This is a genomic window from Bradyrhizobium sp. ISRA442 (genome assembly GCF_038085055.1).
Taxonomy (GTDB): domain Bacteria; phylum Pseudomonadota; class Alphaproteobacteria; order Rhizobiales; family Xanthobacteraceae; genus Bradyrhizobium.
The window spans coordinates 1-18,658 of the sequence record NZ_JALGCN010000044.1 but is presented as its reverse complement, the minus strand read 5'-3'; the positions used below and the strand labels follow the sequence as shown (position 1 = coordinate 18,658).

18 protein-coding genes, 1 tRNA gene and 1 pseudogene are annotated in these 18,658 nt (G+C 63.2%); 9 read left to right on the top strand and 11 right to left on the bottom strand.

Translation table 11 applies throughout. The annotated features are described in order from the left end of the window. Window positions 1-213 precede the first annotated feature (213 nt). Window positions 214-1,077 (bottom strand): alpha/beta fold hydrolase, encoded by an 864-nt coding sequence (locus tag MTR72_RS39705; protein WP_280967712.1) that lies wholly within the window; start codon window positions 1,075-1,077, stop codon window positions 214-216. 134 nt (window positions 1,078-1,211) lie between these two features. Here MTR72_RS39705 and MTR72_RS39700 point away from each other — a divergent pair. Both MTR72_RS39700 and MTR72_RS39695 read left to right on the top strand, forming a co-directional pair. After that, window positions 1,212-1,301: transfer RNA gene (locus tag MTR72_RS39700), tRNA-Ser, on the top strand. A gap of 571 nt (window positions 1,302-1,872) precedes the next feature. Continuing rightward, complete coding sequence (locus MTR72_RS39695; RefSeq protein WP_280967713.1) at window positions 1,873-2,106, top strand: hypothetical protein; 234 nt, start codon at window positions 1,873-1,875, stop codon at window positions 2,104-2,106. Window positions 2,107-2,146: 40 nt separating this feature from the next. On the opposite strand, the gene nhaD is transcribed toward MTR72_RS39695, so the two are convergent. Then, the gene (gene nhaD / locus MTR72_RS39690; protein ID WP_280967714.1) at window positions 2,147-3,421 is read right to left on the bottom strand and encodes a sodium:proton antiporter NhaD; all 1,275 of its coding nucleotides are present in this window, start codon (window positions 3,419-3,421) and stop codon (window positions 2,147-2,149) included. A gap of 141 nt (window positions 3,422-3,562) precedes the next feature. Beyond that, window positions 3,563-3,865, bottom strand: a complete 303-nt coding sequence (locus MTR72_RS39685; protein WP_280967715.1) for a PadR family transcriptional regulator — start codon at window positions 3,863-3,865, stop codon at window positions 3,563-3,565. A 178-nt stretch (window positions 3,866-4,043) separates the two neighbouring features. On the opposite strand from MTR72_RS39685, the gene MTR72_RS39680 reads away from it, so the two are divergent. From MTR72_RS39680 to MTR72_RS39660, 5 genes and pseudogenes are all read left to right on the top strand, one after another. After that, window positions 4,044-4,322, top strand: a complete 279-nt coding sequence (locus MTR72_RS39680; protein WP_341512308.1) for a hypothetical protein — start codon at window positions 4,044-4,046, stop codon at window positions 4,320-4,322. Further along, on the top strand, window positions 4,319-5,503 hold the full coding sequence (locus tag MTR72_RS39675; RefSeq protein WP_341512307.1) for an MFS transporter: 1,185 nt from the start codon (window positions 4,319-4,321) through the stop codon (window positions 5,501-5,503). The genes MTR72_RS39680 and MTR72_RS39675 overlap by 4 nt, the downstream gene beginning before the upstream one ends. Window positions 5,504-5,605: 102 nt before the next feature. Further along, window positions 5,606-6,052, top strand: a complete 447-nt coding sequence (locus MTR72_RS39670) for a DUF2267 domain-containing protein (protein WP_280967718.1) — start codon at window positions 5,606-5,608, stop codon at window positions 6,050-6,052. A 535-nt stretch (window positions 6,053-6,587) separates the two neighbouring features. After that, a pseudogene (locus MTR72_RS39665) lies at window positions 6,588-7,061 on the top strand (NuoB/complex I 20 kDa subunit family protein); the annotation flags it as partial. An 85-nt stretch (window positions 7,062-7,146) separates the two neighbouring features. After that, entirely contained in the window at window positions 7,147-7,380 is a 234-nt protein-coding gene (locus tag MTR72_RS39660) for a hypothetical protein (RefSeq protein ID WP_280967719.1), read from the top strand. 52 nt (window positions 7,381-7,432) lie between these two features. On the opposite strand, the gene MTR72_RS39655 is transcribed toward MTR72_RS39660, so the two are convergent. Continuing rightward, window positions 7,433-8,812 (bottom strand): aminotransferase-like domain-containing protein, encoded by a 1,380-nt coding sequence (locus tag MTR72_RS39655; protein WP_280971168.1) that lies wholly within the window; start codon window positions 8,810-8,812, stop codon window positions 7,433-7,435. Window positions 8,813-8,973: 161 nt separating this feature from the next. On the opposite strand from MTR72_RS39655, the gene MTR72_RS39650 reads away from it, so the two are divergent. Further along, entirely contained in the window at window positions 8,974-9,837 is an 864-nt protein-coding gene (locus MTR72_RS39650; RefSeq protein WP_280967720.1) for a DMT family transporter, read from the top strand. A 41-nt stretch (window positions 9,838-9,878) separates the two neighbouring features. On the opposite strand, the gene MTR72_RS39645 is transcribed toward MTR72_RS39650, so the two are convergent. The 4 genes from MTR72_RS39645 to MTR72_RS39630 form a co-directional block, all read right to left on the bottom strand. Next, entirely contained in the window at window positions 9,879-11,093 is a 1,215-nt protein-coding gene (locus tag MTR72_RS39645) for an EAL domain-containing response regulator (protein ID WP_341512306.1), read from the bottom strand. A 286-nt stretch (window positions 11,094-11,379) separates the two neighbouring features. Continuing rightward, window positions 11,380-11,805: a hypothetical protein gene (locus tag MTR72_RS39640; RefSeq protein ID WP_280967722.1), complete on the bottom strand. Its 426-nt coding sequence runs from the start codon at window positions 11,803-11,805 to the stop codon at window positions 11,380-11,382. 212 nt (window positions 11,806-12,017) lie between these two features. Then, window positions 12,018-13,349 (bottom strand): MFS transporter, encoded by a 1,332-nt coding sequence (locus MTR72_RS39635; protein ID WP_280967723.1) that lies wholly within the window; start codon window positions 13,347-13,349, stop codon window positions 12,018-12,020. Between the two features lie 321 nt (window positions 13,350-13,670). Then, window positions 13,671-14,831 carry a hypothetical protein gene (locus MTR72_RS39630; RefSeq protein WP_280967724.1) on the bottom strand — a complete coding sequence of 387 codons (1,161 nt, stop codon included), beginning with the start codon at window positions 14,829-14,831 and terminating at the stop codon, window positions 13,671-13,673. Between the two features lie 339 nt (window positions 14,832-15,170). Between MTR72_RS39630 and MTR72_RS39625 the strand changes: the two genes are divergently transcribed. Continuing rightward, window positions 15,171-15,797: a helix-turn-helix domain-containing protein gene (locus MTR72_RS39625; RefSeq protein ID WP_280967725.1), complete on the top strand. Its 627-nt coding sequence runs from the start codon at window positions 15,171-15,173 to the stop codon at window positions 15,795-15,797. A gap of 52 nt (window positions 15,798-15,849) precedes the next feature. Here the strand turns inward: MTR72_RS39625 and MTR72_RS39620 are convergent, their stop codons facing one another. The 3 genes from MTR72_RS39620 to MTR72_RS39610 form a co-directional block, all read right to left on the bottom strand. Then, window positions 15,850-16,098 carry a hypothetical protein gene (locus MTR72_RS39620; RefSeq protein WP_280967726.1) on the bottom strand — a complete coding sequence of 83 codons (249 nt, stop codon included), beginning with the start codon at window positions 16,096-16,098 and terminating at the stop codon, window positions 15,850-15,852. Between the two features lie 97 nt (window positions 16,099-16,195). After that, entirely contained in the window at window positions 16,196-16,573 is a 378-nt protein-coding gene (locus MTR72_RS39615; RefSeq protein WP_280967727.1) for an Hpt domain-containing protein, read from the bottom strand. 156 nt (window positions 16,574-16,729) lie between these two features. Then, entirely contained in the window at window positions 16,730-17,425 is a 696-nt protein-coding gene (locus tag MTR72_RS39610; RefSeq protein WP_280971169.1) for a Crp/Fnr family transcriptional regulator, read from the bottom strand. Between the last annotated feature and the right edge of the window lie 1,233 nt (window positions 17,426-18,658).

Below are 18,658 nucleotides of genomic sequence, written 5' to 3'. Positions count from 1 at the left end.
AAGAAAAAGGGCAAAAACGACAACAAGAACGACAAGGAGTAACCTTGACTGGTTAGGTTAAGGGACGGATTGCGTTGCGAGGCAGCGGCCGCACGCTAGGGTCGAATCGTCGCTTCACCTGGCCGGCGAAGCCGCCCTTCCCGGCTAGCATTTCAATGAGCGGCACGGGACCGCCAGTGTTTACCGCGTCTGGCGGTCCCACCCGTTTTGGGGTCAGCGCCAGCCTATCCGCTGAAAGAATGCCGCGATCTCCGCCGCCGCGCGGTCCGGATTCTCGCGATGCGGGAAATGTCCGACGTCCGGAAACATCGCAAGGTCGAGATCGCCAAAGGTCTCGCCCAGCCGATCGGCCCAGGCATAGGGAAACAGTGGATCGTGCTCGGCCCAGCGGACGCAGGTCGGCACGGTGATCGGCGGCAGCGGCAGCGCCTCGCCCTTCATCATCTTGATTCGGGCTGCATGCGCGGCACGATAATGCGCAAAGCCACCGGCGAGATTGCCCTCCTTGAAGAAGTTGTCGGCGAAGGCGTCGAGGACGTCATCAAAGGCCTCCTTGCGGTGGGCCCAATCTTTGAGGAAGTGGCTGATGTAGAGACGGCAGGTCTCGCGGTTCGCGCCGACGAGCCGCGGCGCGATCTCCATCTGGTGGAAGGACTGGTACCAGATGTGGTTGAGCCGGTCAGGCGCTGCCATGCGCGGTCCGATGCCGGGGTAGACGAAATCGAAGAAGAACAGCCCGCTGAGCCGCTGCGGCGCCTGCCGCCCCAAGGGCTGCATCACGGCGCCGCCGACGTCATGACCGACGACGCCGAATCGGGTGATGCCGAGCCCATCCATCAGCGCTAGCATGTCGGTCGCGTGGCCATCCGGACCATACGGGCCATCCGGCTTGTCGCTGTCGCCGAAGCCGCGCAGATCCGGCGCAATCAGCATGAAGCGGTCTGCCAACCGCGTCATCACCGGCTCCCAGGTCAGCCAGAATTCCGGCCAACCATGCAGCAAAAGCAGTGGTTTGCCCCGGCCGGTGTGAACCAGGTGAAAGTTAGCGCCATTGGCCGTGATCGCGAGATGCTCCATGGCAGTTCCCCTGGGGATGACGGAGAGGGTGAGACGAGCGGCGGATTTTCGCCTTTCGCGCCTTGTCTGTCCCGCCATCCTCGCCTATTACACGCCCCGACCACGGGGGTTCCTGCCCCTCATCGGCACCCAAAGGAGAGGTGGCAGAGTGGTTGAATGCACCGCACTCGAAATGCGGCATAGGTGCAAGCCTATCGGGGGTTCGAATCCCTCCCTCTCCGCCATAAATCGCCCCGTGGACGGAGCCTCGGATATTCAGAGCCGAGAGTAGCCGCTGGACCGGCAAGCATCCGAAAGCAAAGCGCGCTGTTTCGGCCAGGACAGGTCCGATCGAGTCTTCGCGAGTGGTGATCTTCATCATAGATCGCAAAGGCCTCGTGCCGTTGCCACAAGTTGATCACGCAACAGTACCATCGCCTGTTGAACAGCAGCGGCCCCACAGAGACAGAACAGGCAGCGAAAGAAAATAACGGCGGATCCCCGAATCTAAAATCTGTCGGTAAGGGGAACGTCCGCCGCGGCGAGCGGTTGGGAGGACAGTGAGCGGTCGATGCGGAAACAAGCCAAACTAAAAAGAATGGCAAGTGAAAGCAAAGATCAGTTCACAAGCCCCGTCGGGTTACTTCGGTAACCGGCGGGGTCGTTGTTTCAAGGGGCAGTCTGCGAGGGGCAGTCTGCAGGGGCAATCTGAATGGGTGGCCGCGCGAGACCGCGATTGAGATTCCTGCCGAGGATGGGGAGGCAGGCGGTTGTCGCGCCTGGTCGAACGGGGACCTGAACGATTGGGAGATGCCCATGAGCGGAGCGAACCAAAAGCCTCCGATTTCCCAGCGGGATCCGGCGGAGGGATCTCGCGAAGTGATTGATCGCGAATTGGCGCGGCAAAAGACCGACGCAAACCAACAAAACGAAAATCGCAGCAATTCAGGCAAGACGACTGAACCAGGTCACCTTCCGCCGCAAAGGATCGAGAAAGAACAGCCGAAGAAAACAGGCCGGAGCAAGTCGGGCACGGCAAGAACCCAATGATCGGAAACACCTTGTTGAGGAAGCCGGGAACAACGAGAGTTCAGGACATCAGCCTGTACTGGATGATGTAGACCGCCGCTCCGGCGAAATATCCGAGCAGCGCGAGGCCGCTGATCTTTCGCAGATACCAGCCGAACCGGATCTTCTCTATTCCCATCGCCGCCACTCCGGCGGCCGAGCCGATGATCAGGATCGAGCCCCCGGTGCCGGCGCAGTAGGCGATGAACTCCCAGAGGAAGCTGTCGGCGGGAAACCGCGCCAGATCGTACATGCCCATCGCGGCGGCAACGAGCGGAACGTTGTCGACGATGGCGCTGAGAAGTCCAAGCAGGAGAACGATCACGTCCTGCCGGCCGACTGTCTCGTCCAACCAGCCCGCAAGAGCGGCTAGAATCTTCGAGTGCTCCAGCGTCGCGACGGCGAACAGGATCCCGACGAAGAATACGATGGAGCTCATGTCGATCTGCGTGAGCGCATGGGCGACGGTGACTCGATGTTTCGCATCCGGATCCTTCCGCTTGTGAACGAACTCGCCCACCAGCCAAAGCAGTCCCAGGCCGAACAGGATGCCCATGAACGGCGGCAGGTGCGTCACTTGCTTGAACGCCGGAACCAGCACCAGAACACCCAATCCCAAGCCGAACATCAGCTTGCGCTCGAACGCGGGGGTCTCCGAAGCGCCGAAGCCGCCGGCGGGGGCGAAGGGACGCCCCGCGAGCCAGCCTCCGGCGACGAGCAGCGGAACGATCAGGTTGACGAGCGAGGGCAGGAGCAGCGCCTGCACAATCCCGACGGCCGTGACCTGGCCGCCGATCCACAGCATCGTCGTGGTGACGTCTCCCATCGGCGACCAGGCGCCGCCGGCGTTCGCCGCGATCACGATCATGGACGCGAACAGCAGCCGATCCGATTCGGCGTCGATGATCTTCCGGATGAGCGAGACCATGACGATTGTCGTCGTGAGATTGTCGAGGATGGCGCTCAGGACGAACGTGACAGGGCAGATCAGCCATAGCAGCGCGGTCAGGCTGCGTGTCCGGATCCGCGAGGTGACGATCTCGAAGCCGTCGTGCGCGTCGATGACCTCGACGATCGTCATCGCGCCCATCAGGAAGAACACGATCTGCGCCGTCACGGCCACGGTTTCGTTCAGCTCATGGCCGACGCGTTCGTGATCTCCGGTCGAAACCGCGTAGATCGTCCACAGCAGACCGGCGCCAAGCAGCGCGGAAGCGGACTTGCTGACGCCGATCGGATGCTCGAAAGCAATGGCGGCGTATGCGAGGGCGAAAATGACGACGAGTGCGACGAGCAAGACAGATCCTCTTATTGTGCCGCCCCTCTATGCTTCATCGGAGCTCGTGCGGCCATGCGGCCAGTTGCAGCGGCCAAATAGTCGTCCAATAGTTAGCTCAGCTCATCAGGGAAGTTGACCTTCGACGGGAAGCGCCCGCCGCTACTCCTTCATCGCTTCGCCGGTAAACTCCCTCAGGCGGGCTTTCGCCAACGCGAGTCCCTTTTTCCCGAGCGGGGTGGCCCGGTAGAGCTTTCGGGCGGTGCGGCCAGCGCGCTGCTTGCGGGACTTCAGATATCCCCGCTGCTCCATCGCGTTCAGCAACGGGTACAGCGTGCCGGGACTGAGGCGGTACCCGTGCCCCGCGAGCTCATCGATGATCCACTGGCCATAGATCTCGTGTTCCGCAGCATGATGCAGAATGTGCAGTCGTATGAAGCCGCTCAGCAGATCCTTGAACCTCATGGTCCTCCTTTATCGGATTTCGTAATTGGAACGGCCCCGGCGGGCAGCCGTTAACGCCGCAGCTCTCCGGAGCGATCCAATGCGCCCAGGCGGCGCCGGACATGACAGCAGACAGGAGACCGTGCATGGCGAGCACCGCAGTCCGGGATCCCCGGCATCGGCCGGAAGGCGCAAGACGATGATCAATCCAGGTCGGCGCGGCCTTGTACTGCTCGGCGCATCGATGCACACCGTCATCGCGATGTATCGGCCCCACGCGGCGCGCGAGGATGCCGAGCTGTTCCCGAAGCTCAGGGATGTCGTGTCGTCGAACCAATACGATGCCATGGCGAAGGAGTTCGAGAGGAAGGAGCACGAACTGTTCGGGCAGGGCGACTTCGAGAAGATGGTGGCCCGCGTCGCTCGACTGGAGCAAGAGATGGGAATCCACGAGCTCGACCAGTTCACGCCCCGATGACCAGGCCCCGCGCCCCGTCAGGCTTCTCGTCGCCGGCCTTCGTTTTCGTGCTGACGACGGGTGTCGTCAATCTCTTCGGCGACATCACCTACGAAGGGGGCGCGAGCATCAACGGTCCGTTCATGGCCTCGCTGGGCGCAAGCGCCGCCATCGTCAGCATCACGGCGGGTCTCGGAGAGTTTCTCGGCTATGCGCTGCGCCTGCCGGCCGGATATGCCGCAGATCGAACCGGCAGATATTGGCTGATCACCTTCGTCGGCTATGTCATCAACCTGTTCGCCGTCCCAGCGATGGCGCTCGCCGGAAGCTGGCAGTTCGCGGCGGCTCTCGTCCTGGCCGAGCGCATCGGGCGCGCGCTGCGCAAGCCCACCGTCGAAGCGATGCTCTCCTACACCACCAACGAACTGGGAAAGGGATGGGTGTACGCGCTCAACACCGCGCTGGACGAGATCGGCGCGACTCTTGGCCCTCTCCTGATCGCGCTGGTATTGCTTTTGAGGGGAGATTACCGGACCGGATACGCGCTCCTGCTGATTTCGGCGATGGCCGCGCTCATCGCGCTGGTGGTCGCGCGCGTGAACTTTCCGCTTCCATCCCGTCTCGAGCAGGGGCGCACGGCGCCTGCCGAAGATCTGACGCCGGCATACTGGCTCTATATGCTGGCCGGCGCCCTGTTTGCCGCCGGACTGATGAGCTTCGAGCTGATCTCCTATCATCTGTCCAAGTCGAAAGTCGCCTCGGAGCAGTGGATCCCGTTGATGCTCGCGATCTCGACAGGATTCGGCGTCCTTGCGAGCCTCGCCTTCGGGAAACTCTACGATCGCTTCGGTCTGCCCATCGTCATCACGGCGGTCTCCATCTCGGCAGCGTTCGCGCCATTCGTGTTTCTGGGGGGCTTTTACCTGGTGCTGTTCGGCATGCTGCTCTGGGGCATCGGCTACGCCACCCAGGATACCCTGCTCAAGGCGATCGTCGCCGAAGTTCTCCCGGAGGGGAAACGCAATTTCGCATTCGGGCTTTATTACGCCGGCTACGGCGTCGGCTGGCTCGTCGGCAGCGCTGCAACGGGAGTCCTCTACGAGCGCTACCGCATCACGATGATCGTGTTCTCGATCGCTGCCCAGCTCGCCTCCGTGCCGATATTCGTTTGGGCGAGGCGTCGGCAGGAAATTTCGCGGTAAGGATTGCGCGGGCCAATCCGAAAAGACAGCGGCGCGCCCGGAGGAACGGCGCATCGACCTGCTGGTTGGGTTCGCAAGAGTAAAGAATCCAAGGAGGTCATCATGGGTTCCTCCGCCGTCCCCGCATTCGAAAGCACGTTTCAGACCACCCATGTCTGGTTGAAGGAAATCGAGCAAGATGCCGGTTTCGATGCCCAACTTTCATGGCATGTGCTTGGAGTGATCCTGCGGGCCATCCGCGATCGCCTGCCGCTCGGCCTTGCCGCGCACTTGGGGTCCCAATTGCCGCTCCTCGTTCGCGGCATCTACTATGACCAGTTTCGCCCATCGGAACTGCCAGGGCATGCCCGCACACTCGATGAGTTCCTGAAGACGATGGAGCCCGAAATGCGGTTCACCAAGACAGTCGACTCGAAGGACGCGCTGCGCGCCGTCTTTCACGTTCTGTCGCGGCATCTGACTTCTGGCCAGGCGGCCAACGTGAGAGAAGCGCTGCCTGAAGAGGTGCGTGCGCTTTGGGATGATCCGGCGCCCGCCGGACGTGCCTAGTCGTCGTCGACAACGCCGCCTCGTCCGTCTCCCAGTCGGGACGAGACAGGTTCCTCCGATTGGCCGGGGCCGGATCAGGAGCAATCGTGTGTAGCGGGCATGCCGAAGAGGAACGAAGTCCGGCTCGCGCGTTGTTACGATATGGTTCGTGAAGGCCCAGCAGAGCCGCCTCCTCCGCCCAAAGAGCCCTATCCGGCGGAAAAGGCGCGAGGCGGAGAGATCATTCTTCGCACGCCAGCGAGACGCGCAATCTTCTTGGCCGGGTTGATTGGCGCCCTTGTGCTCGGGGTATTGATCCTCATTCTGGCGCGTTAGGTGCATCGCGGGTACCGGCGAAGGGGCGTCCCGCATAGATCTCTTGCGAATTATACATCCCCTTACATAGGTTAGTGTTGCTGTCGGAAATCCAGAAAATCGTCGCGCCAACCCGAGAAAAATAGCAACCGCGGTCGGTGATGTTGGTTGGGCCGCAAACAGGCCTCGAACCGATTTATGGGCCCCGATGATGGATGCGACCACGACATCGTGGAACGACGTGAACGAGAATCTCGGTGACCGCGGCTACTTTGTCGCGCCACTCGATGACCTCGTCACATGGGCTCGATCCGGGTCGCTGATGTGGATGACGTTCGGGCTGGCCTGTTGTGCCATCGAGCAGATGCAGGTTTCCATGCCTCGCTACGACGTCGAGCGCTTTGGATGCGCCCCTCGCGCGTCGCCAAGGCAGTCGGACTGCATGATCGTCTCGGGAACGCTCTGCAACAAGATGGCGCCTGCGCTTCGCAAGGTTTACGACCAAATGCCGGAGCCGCGATACGTCATTTCAATGGGCTCCTGCGCCAATGGCGGCGGCTACTACCACTATTCGTACTCTGTCGTGCGCGGATGCGACCGCATCGTTCCCGTCGACGTGTACGTGCCCGGCTGCCCTCCGACCGCAGAAGCTCTGCTTTACGGGATCATGCTGCTTCAGAAGAAGATCAGACGAACGGGCACGATAGTGCGATAGACCCCGCGGCCGTGTTGCGTGGCTCCAAATTTGGAGATCGTTTGCGCAGAGCCAGACGAGCCGTGGCTTTGATGGAGAGAGCCGAATGCCAAGATGTGAAACCTGCGGCAATGACTACGACAAAGCCTTTCAAGTCGTCATGAAGGGCGACAGCCACGTCTACGACAGCTTTGAATGCGCGATCCAGGCGCTGGCACCCCGATGCAAGACGTGTGGAACGCGTGTGCTTGGTCACGGGCTTGAGGCCGGCGGCAACATCTACTGCTGCAATCACTGCGCCGGCAGAGATGGTGTCACCGGGCTCACCGATCGCTCGTAGACCTTGGCCCGAGACCTTGGCCTAAGAACTTGGCCAGACCCCGGCCCAAGGCCTAACGCGCCTCGCGTTGCCGGGAGGTCGTCTTCAACGCCCGTCGCATCACATCCCACATCCGCGGGTCGTTCGATTGCGCCACGTTGAACCGCAGGAAGCTCGCTGCCGTCTGCGACACGCTGAAGACATTGCCCGGCGCAAGCACGACATCCTCCTGCAGCGCCGCGCGGGCAATTTGCGTCGCGTCCTGGCCGTCGGCGAGGCGGCACCAGAGGAAGAAGCCGCCGCGCGGTGTCAGCCAGGGCTCGATGCCCAAGGCCTGAAGTTTTCGCGCCACGTCACGCCTTGCACGTGCGAGCTTCTGCCTGAGCTCGTCCATGTGCTTGCGGTAGCCGCCGCCGGCCAAGACTCTTGCGATGATTTCGGTTGCGACCGGACTGGGGCCGCCGAAGCTGGTCGCGACCTGGAGGTCGACGAGATGCTCGATCCAGTCGGCGCGCGCGGCGATGTAGCCGCACCGCACCGAGGCGGAGAGCGTCTTGGAGAAACTGCCGATGCGGATCACGCGGCTGAGCCCGTCGAGCGCAGCGAGGCGCGGCGATCGCTCCGGCTCGAAATCGCCAAAAATGTCGTCCTCGATGATGGTCAGGTCGTGCGCTGCGGCTGCGGTCAGCAGCCGGTGCGCGGTCGGAAGCGAGAGCGTCGCGCCGGTTGGGTTGTGCAGCGCTGAATTGGTGATGTAGAGGCGCGGCCGCTCGGCGGCGAGGATGTCCTCGAAGCGCGCGACGTCCGGGCCCGACGGCGTGTAGGGCACGCCGACGATCTTGACCTGGTGCGCCCTGAGCAGCGCGCGAAAATTGAAGTAGCAGGGATCGTCGACCAGCACAGTGTCACCGGGCCGCAACAGGATGCGGCAGACGAGATCGGTTGCTTGCGTGCCCGAGCCCGTGAGCATGAGCTGGTCGACCGATGCCGCGATCGCGTCGTCGGCAAGGCGCGTGATCAGGAGCCGGCGCAGCGCCAGCGCGCCGTGCGTGCTGCCGTAATCGGTCAACAAGCCATCATCGGCGCGCGCGAGCGCGCGGACGGCGCGGCGCAAGGCGGTTTCCGGCATCCAGTCCGGCGGCAGCCAGCCGCAGCCCGGCTTCAGCGCGGCGGCATCGGCATCGAGCGATTGCCGCGAGACCCAGAACGGATCGACGGCCCGGTCGCGGCGCGGCTCGACCTCGCTCAGCGCCAGCGGCGGCATGACGGTCGGCGATACATAGAAGCCCGAACCGCGGCGGGCGCGGATCTGGCCCTCGGCCGCGAGGCGCTCATAGGCTTCGACCACGGTGGAGGGCGAGACGCGCATGCTCGCAGCAAGACTGCGGATCGAGGGCAGGCGGTCCCCGGCGGCAAGGGCGCGGCCTGCGATCTTGGCGCGGATCGCGTCCATCACCTCGGCGGTGCGCGTTCCGCGCCGGCCGCTCTTTCGCGTCGCGGCATCCAAAGTGTATGACCTTCCATATCGATACAGTTTTGCGGGATTGTACTGGATTGTCGCTGGCCTCGCCACCGGGGGCCGCCGAGAATGGCCTCCAGGAAATGCGAGGCGACATGCAATCTGCGGGCGGCGGCGGCTGGGGCAACGGACTTTTGGGCGTCATCATCTTCAGCGGTTCGCTGCCGGCGACGCGCGTCGCGGTCGGCGGCTTCTCCGCGCTGTTCCTGACCTCGGCGCGCGCGGTCATCGCCGCGCTGTTGGGTGCGGCTCTGCTAGGCCTGCTCAATCAGGCTCGGCCGCAGCGCAAGGATCTCGCCTCGCTTGTGGTCGTTTCGATCGGGGTTGTGGTCGGCTTCCCGCTGCTGACGGCGCTCGCGCTCCAGCACATCACCTCGGCGCATTCGATCGTGTTCATCGGCCTGTTGCCGCTGTCGACCGCAATCTTCGGCGTGCTGCGCGGCGGCGAGCGGCCGCAACCGCTGTTCTGGCTGTTCGCGATTCTCGGCAGCGTCACGGTCGCGGGCTTTGCCTTGTCGAATGACGGCTCGGCGTCGCTCAGCGGCGATCTTCTGATGGTGGCCGCGATCGTGCTGTGCGGGCTCGGCTATGCTGAAGGCGCCGCGCTGTCGCGCCGGCTTGGCGGCTGGCAGGTGATCTCCTGGGCGTTGCTGCTGGCGCTGCCGCTGATGGTGCCGGTCGCGATTCTGACCTGGCCGTCGACATGGACGGGCATCGGCGCGCCCGCCTGGATCGGGCTCACTTACGTCTCCGTCTTCAGCATGTTCGTCGGCTTCGTGTTCTGGTATCGCGGGCTCGCGATCGGCGGCATCGCGCGTATCGGTCAGCTTCAGCAGGTTCAGCCGTTCCTCGGCCTCGTGCTCGCCGGCGTGCTCCTGAACGAGCCCATCGCATGGAGCATGATCGCCGCGACCGCGCTCGTGGTCGTCTGCGTGGCCTGCGCGCGGCGATATGCGTGAGGCAGGCGCCTCTGTCTCTCCCCATCACTGAGGCAGGCGCCTCAGTCTCTCCCCATCACCACACGCGTCAGCGCGCTCCTTGCGAACTTCTTCAGGGGCATCGGCTTGCCGAACAGAAAGCCCTGCACCAGGTCGAAGCCGAGCTCGTTGGCGGCCATGAGGTCGGCACGGCTCTCGATCCCCTCGGCCACGGTGCGAGCGCCGTAACCCTTGGCGAGTTCGACGATGTCACGGCACACCGTCCGCTTCAGGCGGTCATTGCCGCAGCCGGTGACGAACTGCCGGTCGGCCTTCAGCTTGACGAAGGGGATCCTGTCCAGGCCCATCAGCGCCGGCCAATTGGCGCCGAGGTTGTCGATCGACAGGCCGATGTTGTGAAGACCGACCTCGCGCGCGACCTCGACCAGGACATCGAGATCGCGGATAGCCTCGTCGCTGTCGATCTCGACGGTCAGCCCGCCGAAGGCGGGATGGTTCGGCACGCGGCGGCAGAGATCGCGTACGGCATGCGGCTCGGTCAGATACGAGGCGGGCAGGTTGATCGACAGATCGACCGTGCTCTGCTGCTCCATGAGATAGTACCAGTCCTGCATGGCGCGCTCGATCACGAACTCCGAGAGCTCGCGGAAATGCGGATCGTGTGGTTCGGGGATGAAATAGGCCGGCGGCACCACGCCCCAGGTCGGATGCCGCATCCGTACCAGCGCCTCGGCGCCGCAGCGGACCAGCGATCGCGCCTCGATCCTGGGCTGGTACCAGAGCTCGAGCCAGCCCGCATGCAGTGCTTCGCCGACATACACGGCCGGGCTCGGCGCCGGTTCCTCCGGCAGCAGCATCGCGATGCGTTCGCGCAGCGTTTCGGCGCCGAAGGGCGTCGTCAGCGACGGCAGCATCGCAAGGCCATATTCCTCGCCGACCTGCTGCACCGCCTTCAGGATGATCGACTCGCGAGCGCCGACGGCCAGCACCTTGCCGCCAAATGCCTCGCGCACCAGCGTCTCCAGAAACTTGCCCGGCTCGATGCCGTCGGCGGCAACGCCGAACAGGATCAGGTCCGGCAATTCGTTTGCGAGCACGACTTGCAGCTCGTCCGCGCTGGCGCATTCGCTGGTGATAAAGCCGAGGTCCTCGAGCACCTCGCTCAGGAAGGCGCGCAGATGGCGCTTGCCATCGGCCACGCAAGCCCGCGGCGTCACTTTCCGTCGTCCGAAGGTTACAGGCCTTCGCCCGGCGACTTCAACAAGCCCGTCGTCCATCTCACACCACTCCCGTTCCGTGACACTGTGTTAACGGCGCGGGCGGTTTCAAATATGGAGAGCTTCAGCATGATCACTGAATTATCCGGGTAACGTTAAAGCCGCCATCATGTGTAAAATTGTACGCATTTTCGCGGAGAAGATTTTACGATTGGAGGCGCGCTGAGCCGAACGGTGCGACAATTCAACGACAATTTTGTCGACCTGTCGCGCGCGCACGGAAGCACCCGGTGTCCTGCAATCGGACGCCGTCGACTGCGGCTCGCCCAAATCAATAACGGCGGTATCAGTTGCCGGTGGCTTTCTCGTGCTGAGCCATGCCGACCGCCTTGTAGTCATATGTCGGATAGAACTCGGTGCGATAAGGCCCCCATGCGCTGTCCTCGATGATGCGATTGACCTCGCGCAGCCTCGATGCCGGCAAACGTAGCGTGATCACCTGGCCGATGCCCATCATCACGTACCAGCTCACGACCTCCACGCCCGCCGGCGGGAAGGATTTGTAGTAGCCTTGCTTCTCGAGCTGCGCGTTCAGCTCGTTCAGCGGGCGCGACTGGTCGTGTTTGAAGAAGACGGTGAGCAGGACGGCGTTGTCGGCCGTCGGCGCCACGTTGCCTTGCGGCGGCGTCGTCTGCGCGATGGTCGTTGAATTCAGCGTCAGCGCGCCGGCCAGCAATGCGGCCGCCGTCAAGAGTCGTCTGCTCAGTCCCATCTGAGAACTCCTTCGTTTAAGTGATCCGTCACCCCCGCGCATTGGCGAAGCCAATGTCGCTGGAGGTACGAGCCGCGGTGCGCACCGCGAAGCGAGCCTCGAAGGGCGACGGCCCGGCTGCCGCAGGGCCGTTCATCCGTCGAGGCTCGCTATGCCCGCACCTCAGGATTGACGTGGCTGATGTCGTGCTTGTTCACATCCTCGCCGCAGCGTCAGCCTGTTCTGTATTCGCCCGAAATGTTCTTGCCGGTGTAGTCTGTCATCGCGGCCGTCGCGATCACGGAGATCACTGCGCAGAGCGCGATGTAGACCGCGATCGCTGTTGCCGACTGGAAGGCGCCGAACAACCATGCGGCGATCAGGGGCGCCGGGCCGCCGGCGATCACGGAAGCGAGCTGGTAGCCGAGCGAGGCGCCGCTGTAGCGCAGCCGTCCGGTGAAGCTTTCCGCGATCAGGGCGGCTTGCGGGCCATACATCATGTCATGCGGGATCAGCGACAGGAAGATGGCGAAGAAGATCACCGGATGCGAACCGGTATCGAGCATGCGGAAGTAGATGAAGCCGAACACGCCGGTCACGACCGCGCCGATGAGGTACATGTTCTTGCGTCCGATCCGGTCGGACAGGTGGCCGAACACGGGGATCGAGACGAAGGACAGCACGGAGGCCGCGAGCACTGCGGTGAGCAGGAAATCGCGCGAGACGTGCAGTGTGCCGATGCCGTAGGAGAAGACGAACGCGGTGAAGATGTAGAACGGCGCCTGCTCGGCCATGCGGGCAAAGGCAGAGAGCAGAATCTCCTTCGGATGCTCCTTGATCACCTGGAGCATCGGCGTGCGCTCGACTCTTTGCTCGGCGACCAGCCTCGAGAACACCGGTGTTTCGAAGATGCCGAGCCGGATGTAGAGGCCGACGCCCACGAGAATGAGGCTCAGCGCAAACGGGATACGCCAGCCCCAGGACAGGAACTGCTCGCCGGACATCTGGCTGAAGGCGAGCACGGCGAGATTTGCCAGGAACAGCCCGCAGGGCACGCCGAATTGCGGCCATGAGGCGATCAGTCCGCGCGAATGATCGTTGCGGGCCCATTCCATCGACATCAGCACCGAGCCGCCCCATTCGCCGCCGACGCCGACACCTTGAATGAAGCGCAGTATGGTCAGGATCACGGCGCCCCAGATCCCGATGCTCTCATAGGTCGGGACCAGCGCCACCGCGAAGGTCGCGATGCCCATCAGGAGCAGGGTGGCGATCAGCGTCGATTTGCGGCCGATGCGGTCGCCATAGTGACCGAAGATCGCAGCGCCCACGGGGCGCGCGACAAAGCCGACGGCATAGATCGCAAAGGCCTCAAGCGTTCCAACCCACGGATCGGAATGCGGAAAGAACAGTTTTGCGAAGACGAGCCCGGTGACGGTCGAATAGAGGAAGAAGTCGTACCATTCGATGGCCGTGCCGATGGTGGAGGCGATCACGGCGCGGCGCAATTGAATTTGGTGCTCGCTGTCTGACAGTGAGACCGGGTCGACATGGGACAGGGACATGGCGGGAGCCTTTCCTGGAGCGGCGCCCCCTACTGTGCATGGGGTTGTTTTGATGAAAAAACTTCCGACCCGGCACGACGGTTCCATGACGGTTGCCCCCACCTGCCTTAGGCACGGCCGGTCGCGGCAAATGTGAAGCACCTCACACGCGCATTGCTGCACCTGCGCTATAGATTTCGGTAGCCGGTGGTGGGCTGTCGAAGGATCGCAGCAATGACGACGCGGCGAATGATTGCGTGGTGGTTCTGGTTCGTGCTGTCAGGGCGATTTACCGATCGCTTCCTCAGTCTGCCGCGCGCCCCGCAGTAGCGCGTTGAACCGTCAGGTCTGACCGATCAATTTGCGGAAAGCCGCCGCACCGTCTTGCACCACGTCACGTCCCTTCCAGGCCAGATAGGTCAGCTTGCCGCTGAGCGAATCGTGGCTGCGCAGGCGGCGCGAACCGAGGATGTGGCCGACATTGGCGGGGAAGCGGCTCACCTCGGCGGACACCAGCGTCGCGATCGCATCCATCAACTGCTGCAGGCGGATACCCCACTCCGACGGCTCGATCCCGTCGATGCGGACCTTGAGCGCGTATTCGAGATCGTAGATCTGCGCGAGCAGGTCGCGGGCGACCAGCACGCGATTGTGCCTGAGTGCGATCCGCAGCGCGAGGCGCTTGTCGTCGAGCCGGTCGAGCACCATGGGAACCACGCAGGCATAGGGCGTGGCGGCGACATCGGTGACGCTCTTGCTCGCGGCGGCCTTGGTGGCGAGGCGTACCAGCTCCCATGACGTCTTCAGGCGCCGGGCCACCAGCGCCAGTGCAAAGGGCAGCGCTTCGGTGTGCGATTTCCCGAAGGCGTCGAGCTGCGCGGTGATCCTGGCGACCTGGCCATCGTCGAATTTCGAGATAGTTTGGGGCAGCTTCTCGTTGAATTTCGGCAGCGCGGCGCCGGCGCGCAGCACTTGCAGCATCTTTCTCACGTCGTCGAAGGCGGTGCGCGAGGCCGTGTATTGTGCGAGCTTGCTCCGTGCGAGTTCGGTGCCCTCCGCGGAGGCGAGGGTGTTCTCGAGGACCTTGACGACCTTGGTCTGGAAGGTGGCCGCGATCTTCAGCACCTCCTTCGGATTGTTGGCAGCAACCTGGTCGTTGATCGCCTTGGTATAATCGCGTGCCATGGTCGGCAGCAGGTCGCGGCAGATCCACTCCCAGATCGGGGTCAGCGTGTTGCGCGAGATTCGTCCCGCATTGGTGTGCTCGGGCGCGCCGTCCATGAGGAACAGTTCGAGCGGCGCGAAGAAATAGCGCGAGGGATTGGTGGCGCGTGCCTGGTTCGATCCCTTGCGGAACTCGGCGCGTAGCCGGGCCTGGATGTCGGCCGAGCCCGGCATGTCGATGCCGCACAGCTCCAACCGCTCAAGCTCGCTGAGCAGACACTCCCGCGACAGCGGCGTCAGCCTCTGCAAGAACTCCCACAGCCGATTAATCTCGTTCATGGCACGCAATCTTCCGCAGCGTTTCCTGCAGGCCGTGTGGCCCCCATGCGTGGAGGCATTCGCGCGCTCTCAACCGTGGCTAAGAGAAGCAAGTTGCCGTTAATTAATCCGTAAAGTCCGGGGTTGAGCGTGGGCCCGGCTGGATCGGCCGTTAAGGATACCCGCCCGATTGCCTAGCAATTGGGCAAATCCATCAACCATTGCATAGCCGGGGTCGGCGTCTCGCAAGCACAAATTGTGCCCGCGCCGGTGTTTCAGCACAAAGCTGCCAAAATTACCGTAGTCTTACGGAGCAAAAAGTTAACCACAGACCGCCCCCGGTTCCGCTAAACGATTCGTATGGGGCACGAGGATGATACGGCTGCCGATTCGCGGCCGTCGGGATGGTACGAAAGCGGCGCTTCTCCGCATGAAGAGCTCGATCTCGTCCGGCTGAACGCCGCCCGCGCCAAGGCCGCCGACGAGATGGCTGCCGCGATCGCCCGCGAACTCAACGGTCCCCTGACCGCACTCCTGCTCTACATGGGCGAGATCAAGCATCACAGCGATCAGCTCTCGCCGGCCTCCGGCGACCGTGCGTATTTGCAGCGGGTGGTGGAGAATGCGCTGACGCAGACCGAGCGCGTTTGCAGCCTGGTCAAGCAGCTAGCCGGTCCACTGAAGAATGCACTGCCCGTGCCGGCTGCGCCCGAGGATGTCGAGTCGAAGGCGAGCCGGTCGTCGCAGGCGTCCCGCAGCATTGCTGGACCCGCGTTCTCCGGCGTGTCGGGCCAGAAGCGTCTGACCAAGCGCGAGCGCGAGGTGCTGCGGCTGATCAGCGAAGGCTATTCGAACAAGCAGGGTGCGTTGCGGATGCAGATCAGCCCGCGCACGTTCGAGAGCCATCGGGCCGAGGCCATGCGCAAGCTCGGCGCGCGCAACACGGCGGATCTCGTCCGCGCCGCGCTGCTGCATTCGATCGATTGAGGCGGTTGTCTGCGCCGCCGGGCGCCGCGGCGGAAGGTCAGCCCGATGGCGCTCAGAAATAATCTTCGGCGAAAGGGCGCCCGCGCAGGCTGGGCCGCTGCGGCTTGGCCTCTTCCTTCGGCGCACTCGGGATGATGGTGATGATCCACCGCGGGGGCACGCTGGACTCCTGCTCCAGCACCGAACGCACGAAACCGGTCACCGTCGACCCGCCCGTTTTCACGGTCGCCGTCCGGCCGTTGAACTGCGCGATGCGGAAGCGACGGACCTCCTTCTGGTCCGCAGTCTCGTAGGTGAACATGGAAACCCTCCTGGTTTCCGCGACTATCGCCATCTATGATTAGCCAGGTATGAAAATCCCAAACCGTAGAAGTACGGCGGGTTTGCACGCTGGGTGGCTAGCCAGGCTGCTCCTGCGCCAGCGCGGCGGCGTAGGCTAGATCCATTTGCGCGATGAGATCGCCGAACCCATCGTCGCTGAGCGCCGCCGCGCTACGCTCCAGCGCCAGTGCCAGCGCCGCGAGGCGGAGATAGCCGAATGACCTCGCCGTGCTCTTCAGCGAATGCGCTTCGCGCTCGATCCTGGCACGGTGCGCAGCGGGCGCGAGCGTGCGGAACAGTTTTAGCCGCGCGGAAGTATCGCTCCAGAACACGGCGCGCACTTCGCGGGCGCCGTCCTCGCCGATCTCGCGCACGAGCGCATCGAACGCGGTCGGCTCGCGCAGAGGCTCGGTGTCGAGGTCGTGCGACGTGGTCGCGAATGTGGCTTCAAGCACGGTTTTGTCTGTTCCGGTCGCGGTTGGATGCGCGGCCCACAACGGGCGCGGCGCTTCCTGCTGTCTACGACACGGGAATTTCAGTTCCGGTAGCAACACAGTTGGTGTTTGCAGGCCATTGTTAGCCGCCAGTTTACCAAAGGCCGCTGGTGCCGATCATCTGCCCAGCAGTCTGTCGTACTGAGCCTTCACCGTGCCGTAGCACTCGCACGCCGTCTGGCGTAGCCCCTCCAGATTGAGGATCTGGATGTGTCCGCGGCTGTATTGGATGAAATTTGCGTGCTGCAAGCTGTTGGCGACAAGCGATACACTGTTGCGCCGCGCACCGATCATCTGCGCCAGCGCCTCCTGCGTCAGCAGCAGCCGGTGGTCTCCCGACAGATCGTGGGTGTGTAGCAGGCATCGCGACAGCCGCGCTTCGACGGGGTGAGCGGCGTTGCAGCCCGCGGTCTGCTGCACCTGGGCATAGACCGCCAGTCCATGGCGGGTCAGCAGCGACCGCAGGGTGCTGCTCTGGTCGGCCGCGGCGCGCAACCTGTCGAGATCCATCGTGGATGCGACGCCAGGCAGCAGGACTATCGCGGTGTTCAGCGCGTATGGCTCACCCATCGTCGACAGCGTTCCGAGCAGGCTGTCGCGCCCGATCATGGCGACCTGGACATGCTCTCCCTTGGCGAGCTTCACGACCAGCGAAATGACGCCGCGGTGAGGAAAGTAGGCGCGCCTGAGGACTTCGCCGGTCTCGACCAGAACGGCGTCGTGCGGCAGATCGACCGTGCGCAGGTGGGCACGGATCAATTCATAGTCGTCTGCCGACAGCGCGGAAAGGAAACCGTTGGATGGGCGCCCCATCGTTTCCAAAAGCTGCCTCCGTTTCTTCCGCCGAAGAATCCGTGACGCGAAGTCCCCGCCTTATTCCGCTGCACGTGCAAGTTCCACCATGGTCCGGCCGGGATATATTGGCAATTGGTACAAAGTGTCCGTGTATGCACAGGCTGTCGATTGATACGGCGTCGTTGCGCGTCCGCATGAGACCGGATGGTGTGTCATGCTCTTCGCTGCCCTGGTCCGTGATGCTCCCTTGGCCACGAAATGGCAATCGCAGGGTGTCATGTCCAGCGAGAGGTGGATATGCCGCAACGCAAAGCCAGCCTCATCTAGGACAGTTTCTCTCACCATTCGAATCCCTGACAAAACAGCCCACCGGCGGGGCAATCGGGTGCCGCAAGCCATTCGTCATATGGTTGCATGAATTAATAGATAACAACAAGGGTTGTGTACCTCATATGCCCGCTAAACGGCAGACAGCTTGTCGCATGTTCGGCGGGAAAAGCGTGGCGCCCCAATTGGCTTTCGCGCGTCGCTAGTTCCTGTGCGCATGCGCAGGAAAAAGCTGCAATGGCGCTTCATGCCGGCGAAACACAGCAAGCTCGCTACTCCGTGTGATGTCAGTCTTTGAACGATGCTCGAGATCCGCGCCGCCCGTTGCTTGCGCAAGCTCTTCGCGCCGGAAGCGTTGCTCACTGTCATCAACGAGTGCCTGATGCAATGTGACATCGGGGGCTCCATTGCGAGCACGCCTGCGTTAATGCGTCATTGCCGGTCGTGCGCTCGCGGTAAGCATTGGTTTACTGCCCCGGGCAGATAGCGCGGCGCCTCTTCGCCTGGAGCGTCTCTCGAATGCAACGCCGATTGCGCGCGATTTGAGTCAACTCGTGCGAGCAGCGCACATCGTCATTCACGACCGCTGCTTTCGCGCGCGCAGCATACAGTTGTTAGCGGCGCCTTTACCGAACCCGTCACCTCCGCAAAAGTCTGCCGCTGGCGGCTCGACAACGTCGCGCCGCGCAGGGGAAGGCAGGACTTGTATTCAATATCCGTATTAGCACGGAGGATGAAATTAACGGGACCGTGAAATGGGATGTCTAACGATCCAGGAGAGGGCTTCCGCCGATCCTTAAGCGCGGCTCGAGCATCGTCAGCGATACCCTCCGCTTGGAAGGTGCCGGTCTCGAAACGCCTAGCGGCGGACGGGATCAAGGGCCGACAAGCCGGCCACGAAAGTCCAGGTTAGTAAGGCGTACC

What these genes read in the sequence shown, in the direction of transcription:
- MTR72_RS39705 (WP_280967712.1), bottom strand. Translation starts at nt 1,077, where the DNA reads ATGGAGCATCTCGCGATCACGGCCAATGGCGCTAACTTTCACCTGGTT.
- MTR72_RS39695 (WP_280967713.1), top strand. Translation starts at nt 1,873, where the DNA reads ATGAGCGGAGCGAACCAAAAGCCTCCGATTTCCCAGCGGGATCCGGCG.
- MTR72_RS39685 (WP_280967715.1), bottom strand. Translation starts at nt 3,865, where the DNA reads ATGAGGTTCAAGGATCTGCTGAGCGGCTTCATACGACTGCACATTCTG.
- MTR72_RS39680 (WP_341512308.1), top strand. Translation starts at nt 4,044, where the DNA reads ATGATCAATCCAGGTCGGCGCGGCCTTGTACTGCTCGGCGCATCGATG.
- MTR72_RS39675 (WP_341512307.1), top strand. Translation starts at nt 4,319, where the DNA reads ATGACCAGGCCCCGCGCCCCGTCAGGCTTCTCGTCGCCGGCCTTCGTT.
- MTR72_RS39670 (WP_280967718.1), top strand. Translation starts at nt 5,606, where the DNA reads ATGGGTTCCTCCGCCGTCCCCGCATTCGAAAGCACGTTTCAGACCACC.
- MTR72_RS39660 (WP_280967719.1), top strand. Translation starts at nt 7,147, where the DNA reads ATGCCAAGATGTGAAACCTGCGGCAATGACTACGACAAAGCCTTTCAA.
- MTR72_RS39655 (WP_280971168.1), bottom strand. Translation starts at nt 8,812, where the DNA reads ATGGACGCGATCCGCGCCAAGATCGCAGGCCGCGCCCTTGCCGCCGGG.
- MTR72_RS39650 (WP_280967720.1), top strand. Translation starts at nt 8,974, where the DNA reads ATGCAATCTGCGGGCGGCGGCGGCTGGGGCAACGGACTTTTGGGCGTC.
- MTR72_RS39645 (WP_341512306.1), bottom strand. Translation starts at nt 11,093, where the DNA reads ATGGACGACGGGCTTGTTGAAGTCGCCGGGCGAAGGCCTGTAACCTTC.
- MTR72_RS39640 (WP_280967722.1), bottom strand. Translation starts at nt 11,805, where the DNA reads ATGGGACTGAGCAGACGACTCTTGACGGCGGCCGCATTGCTGGCCGGC.
- MTR72_RS39635 (WP_280967723.1), bottom strand. Translation starts at nt 13,349, where the DNA reads ATGTCCCTGTCCCATGTCGACCCGGTCTCACTGTCAGACAGCGAGCAC.
- MTR72_RS39630 (WP_280967724.1), bottom strand. Translation starts at nt 14,831, where the DNA reads ATGAACGAGATTAATCGGCTGTGGGAGTTCTTGCAGAGGCTGACGCCG.
- MTR72_RS39625 (WP_280967725.1), top strand. Translation starts at nt 15,171, where the DNA reads ATGGGGCACGAGGATGATACGGCTGCCGATTCGCGGCCGTCGGGATGG.
- MTR72_RS39620 (WP_280967726.1), bottom strand. Translation starts at nt 16,098, where the DNA reads ATGTTCACCTACGAGACTGCGGACCAGAAGGAGGTCCGTCGCTTCCGC.
- MTR72_RS39610 (WP_280971169.1), bottom strand. Translation starts at nt 17,425, where the DNA reads ATGGGGCGCCCATCCAACGGTTTCCTTTCCGCGCTGTCGGCAGACGAC.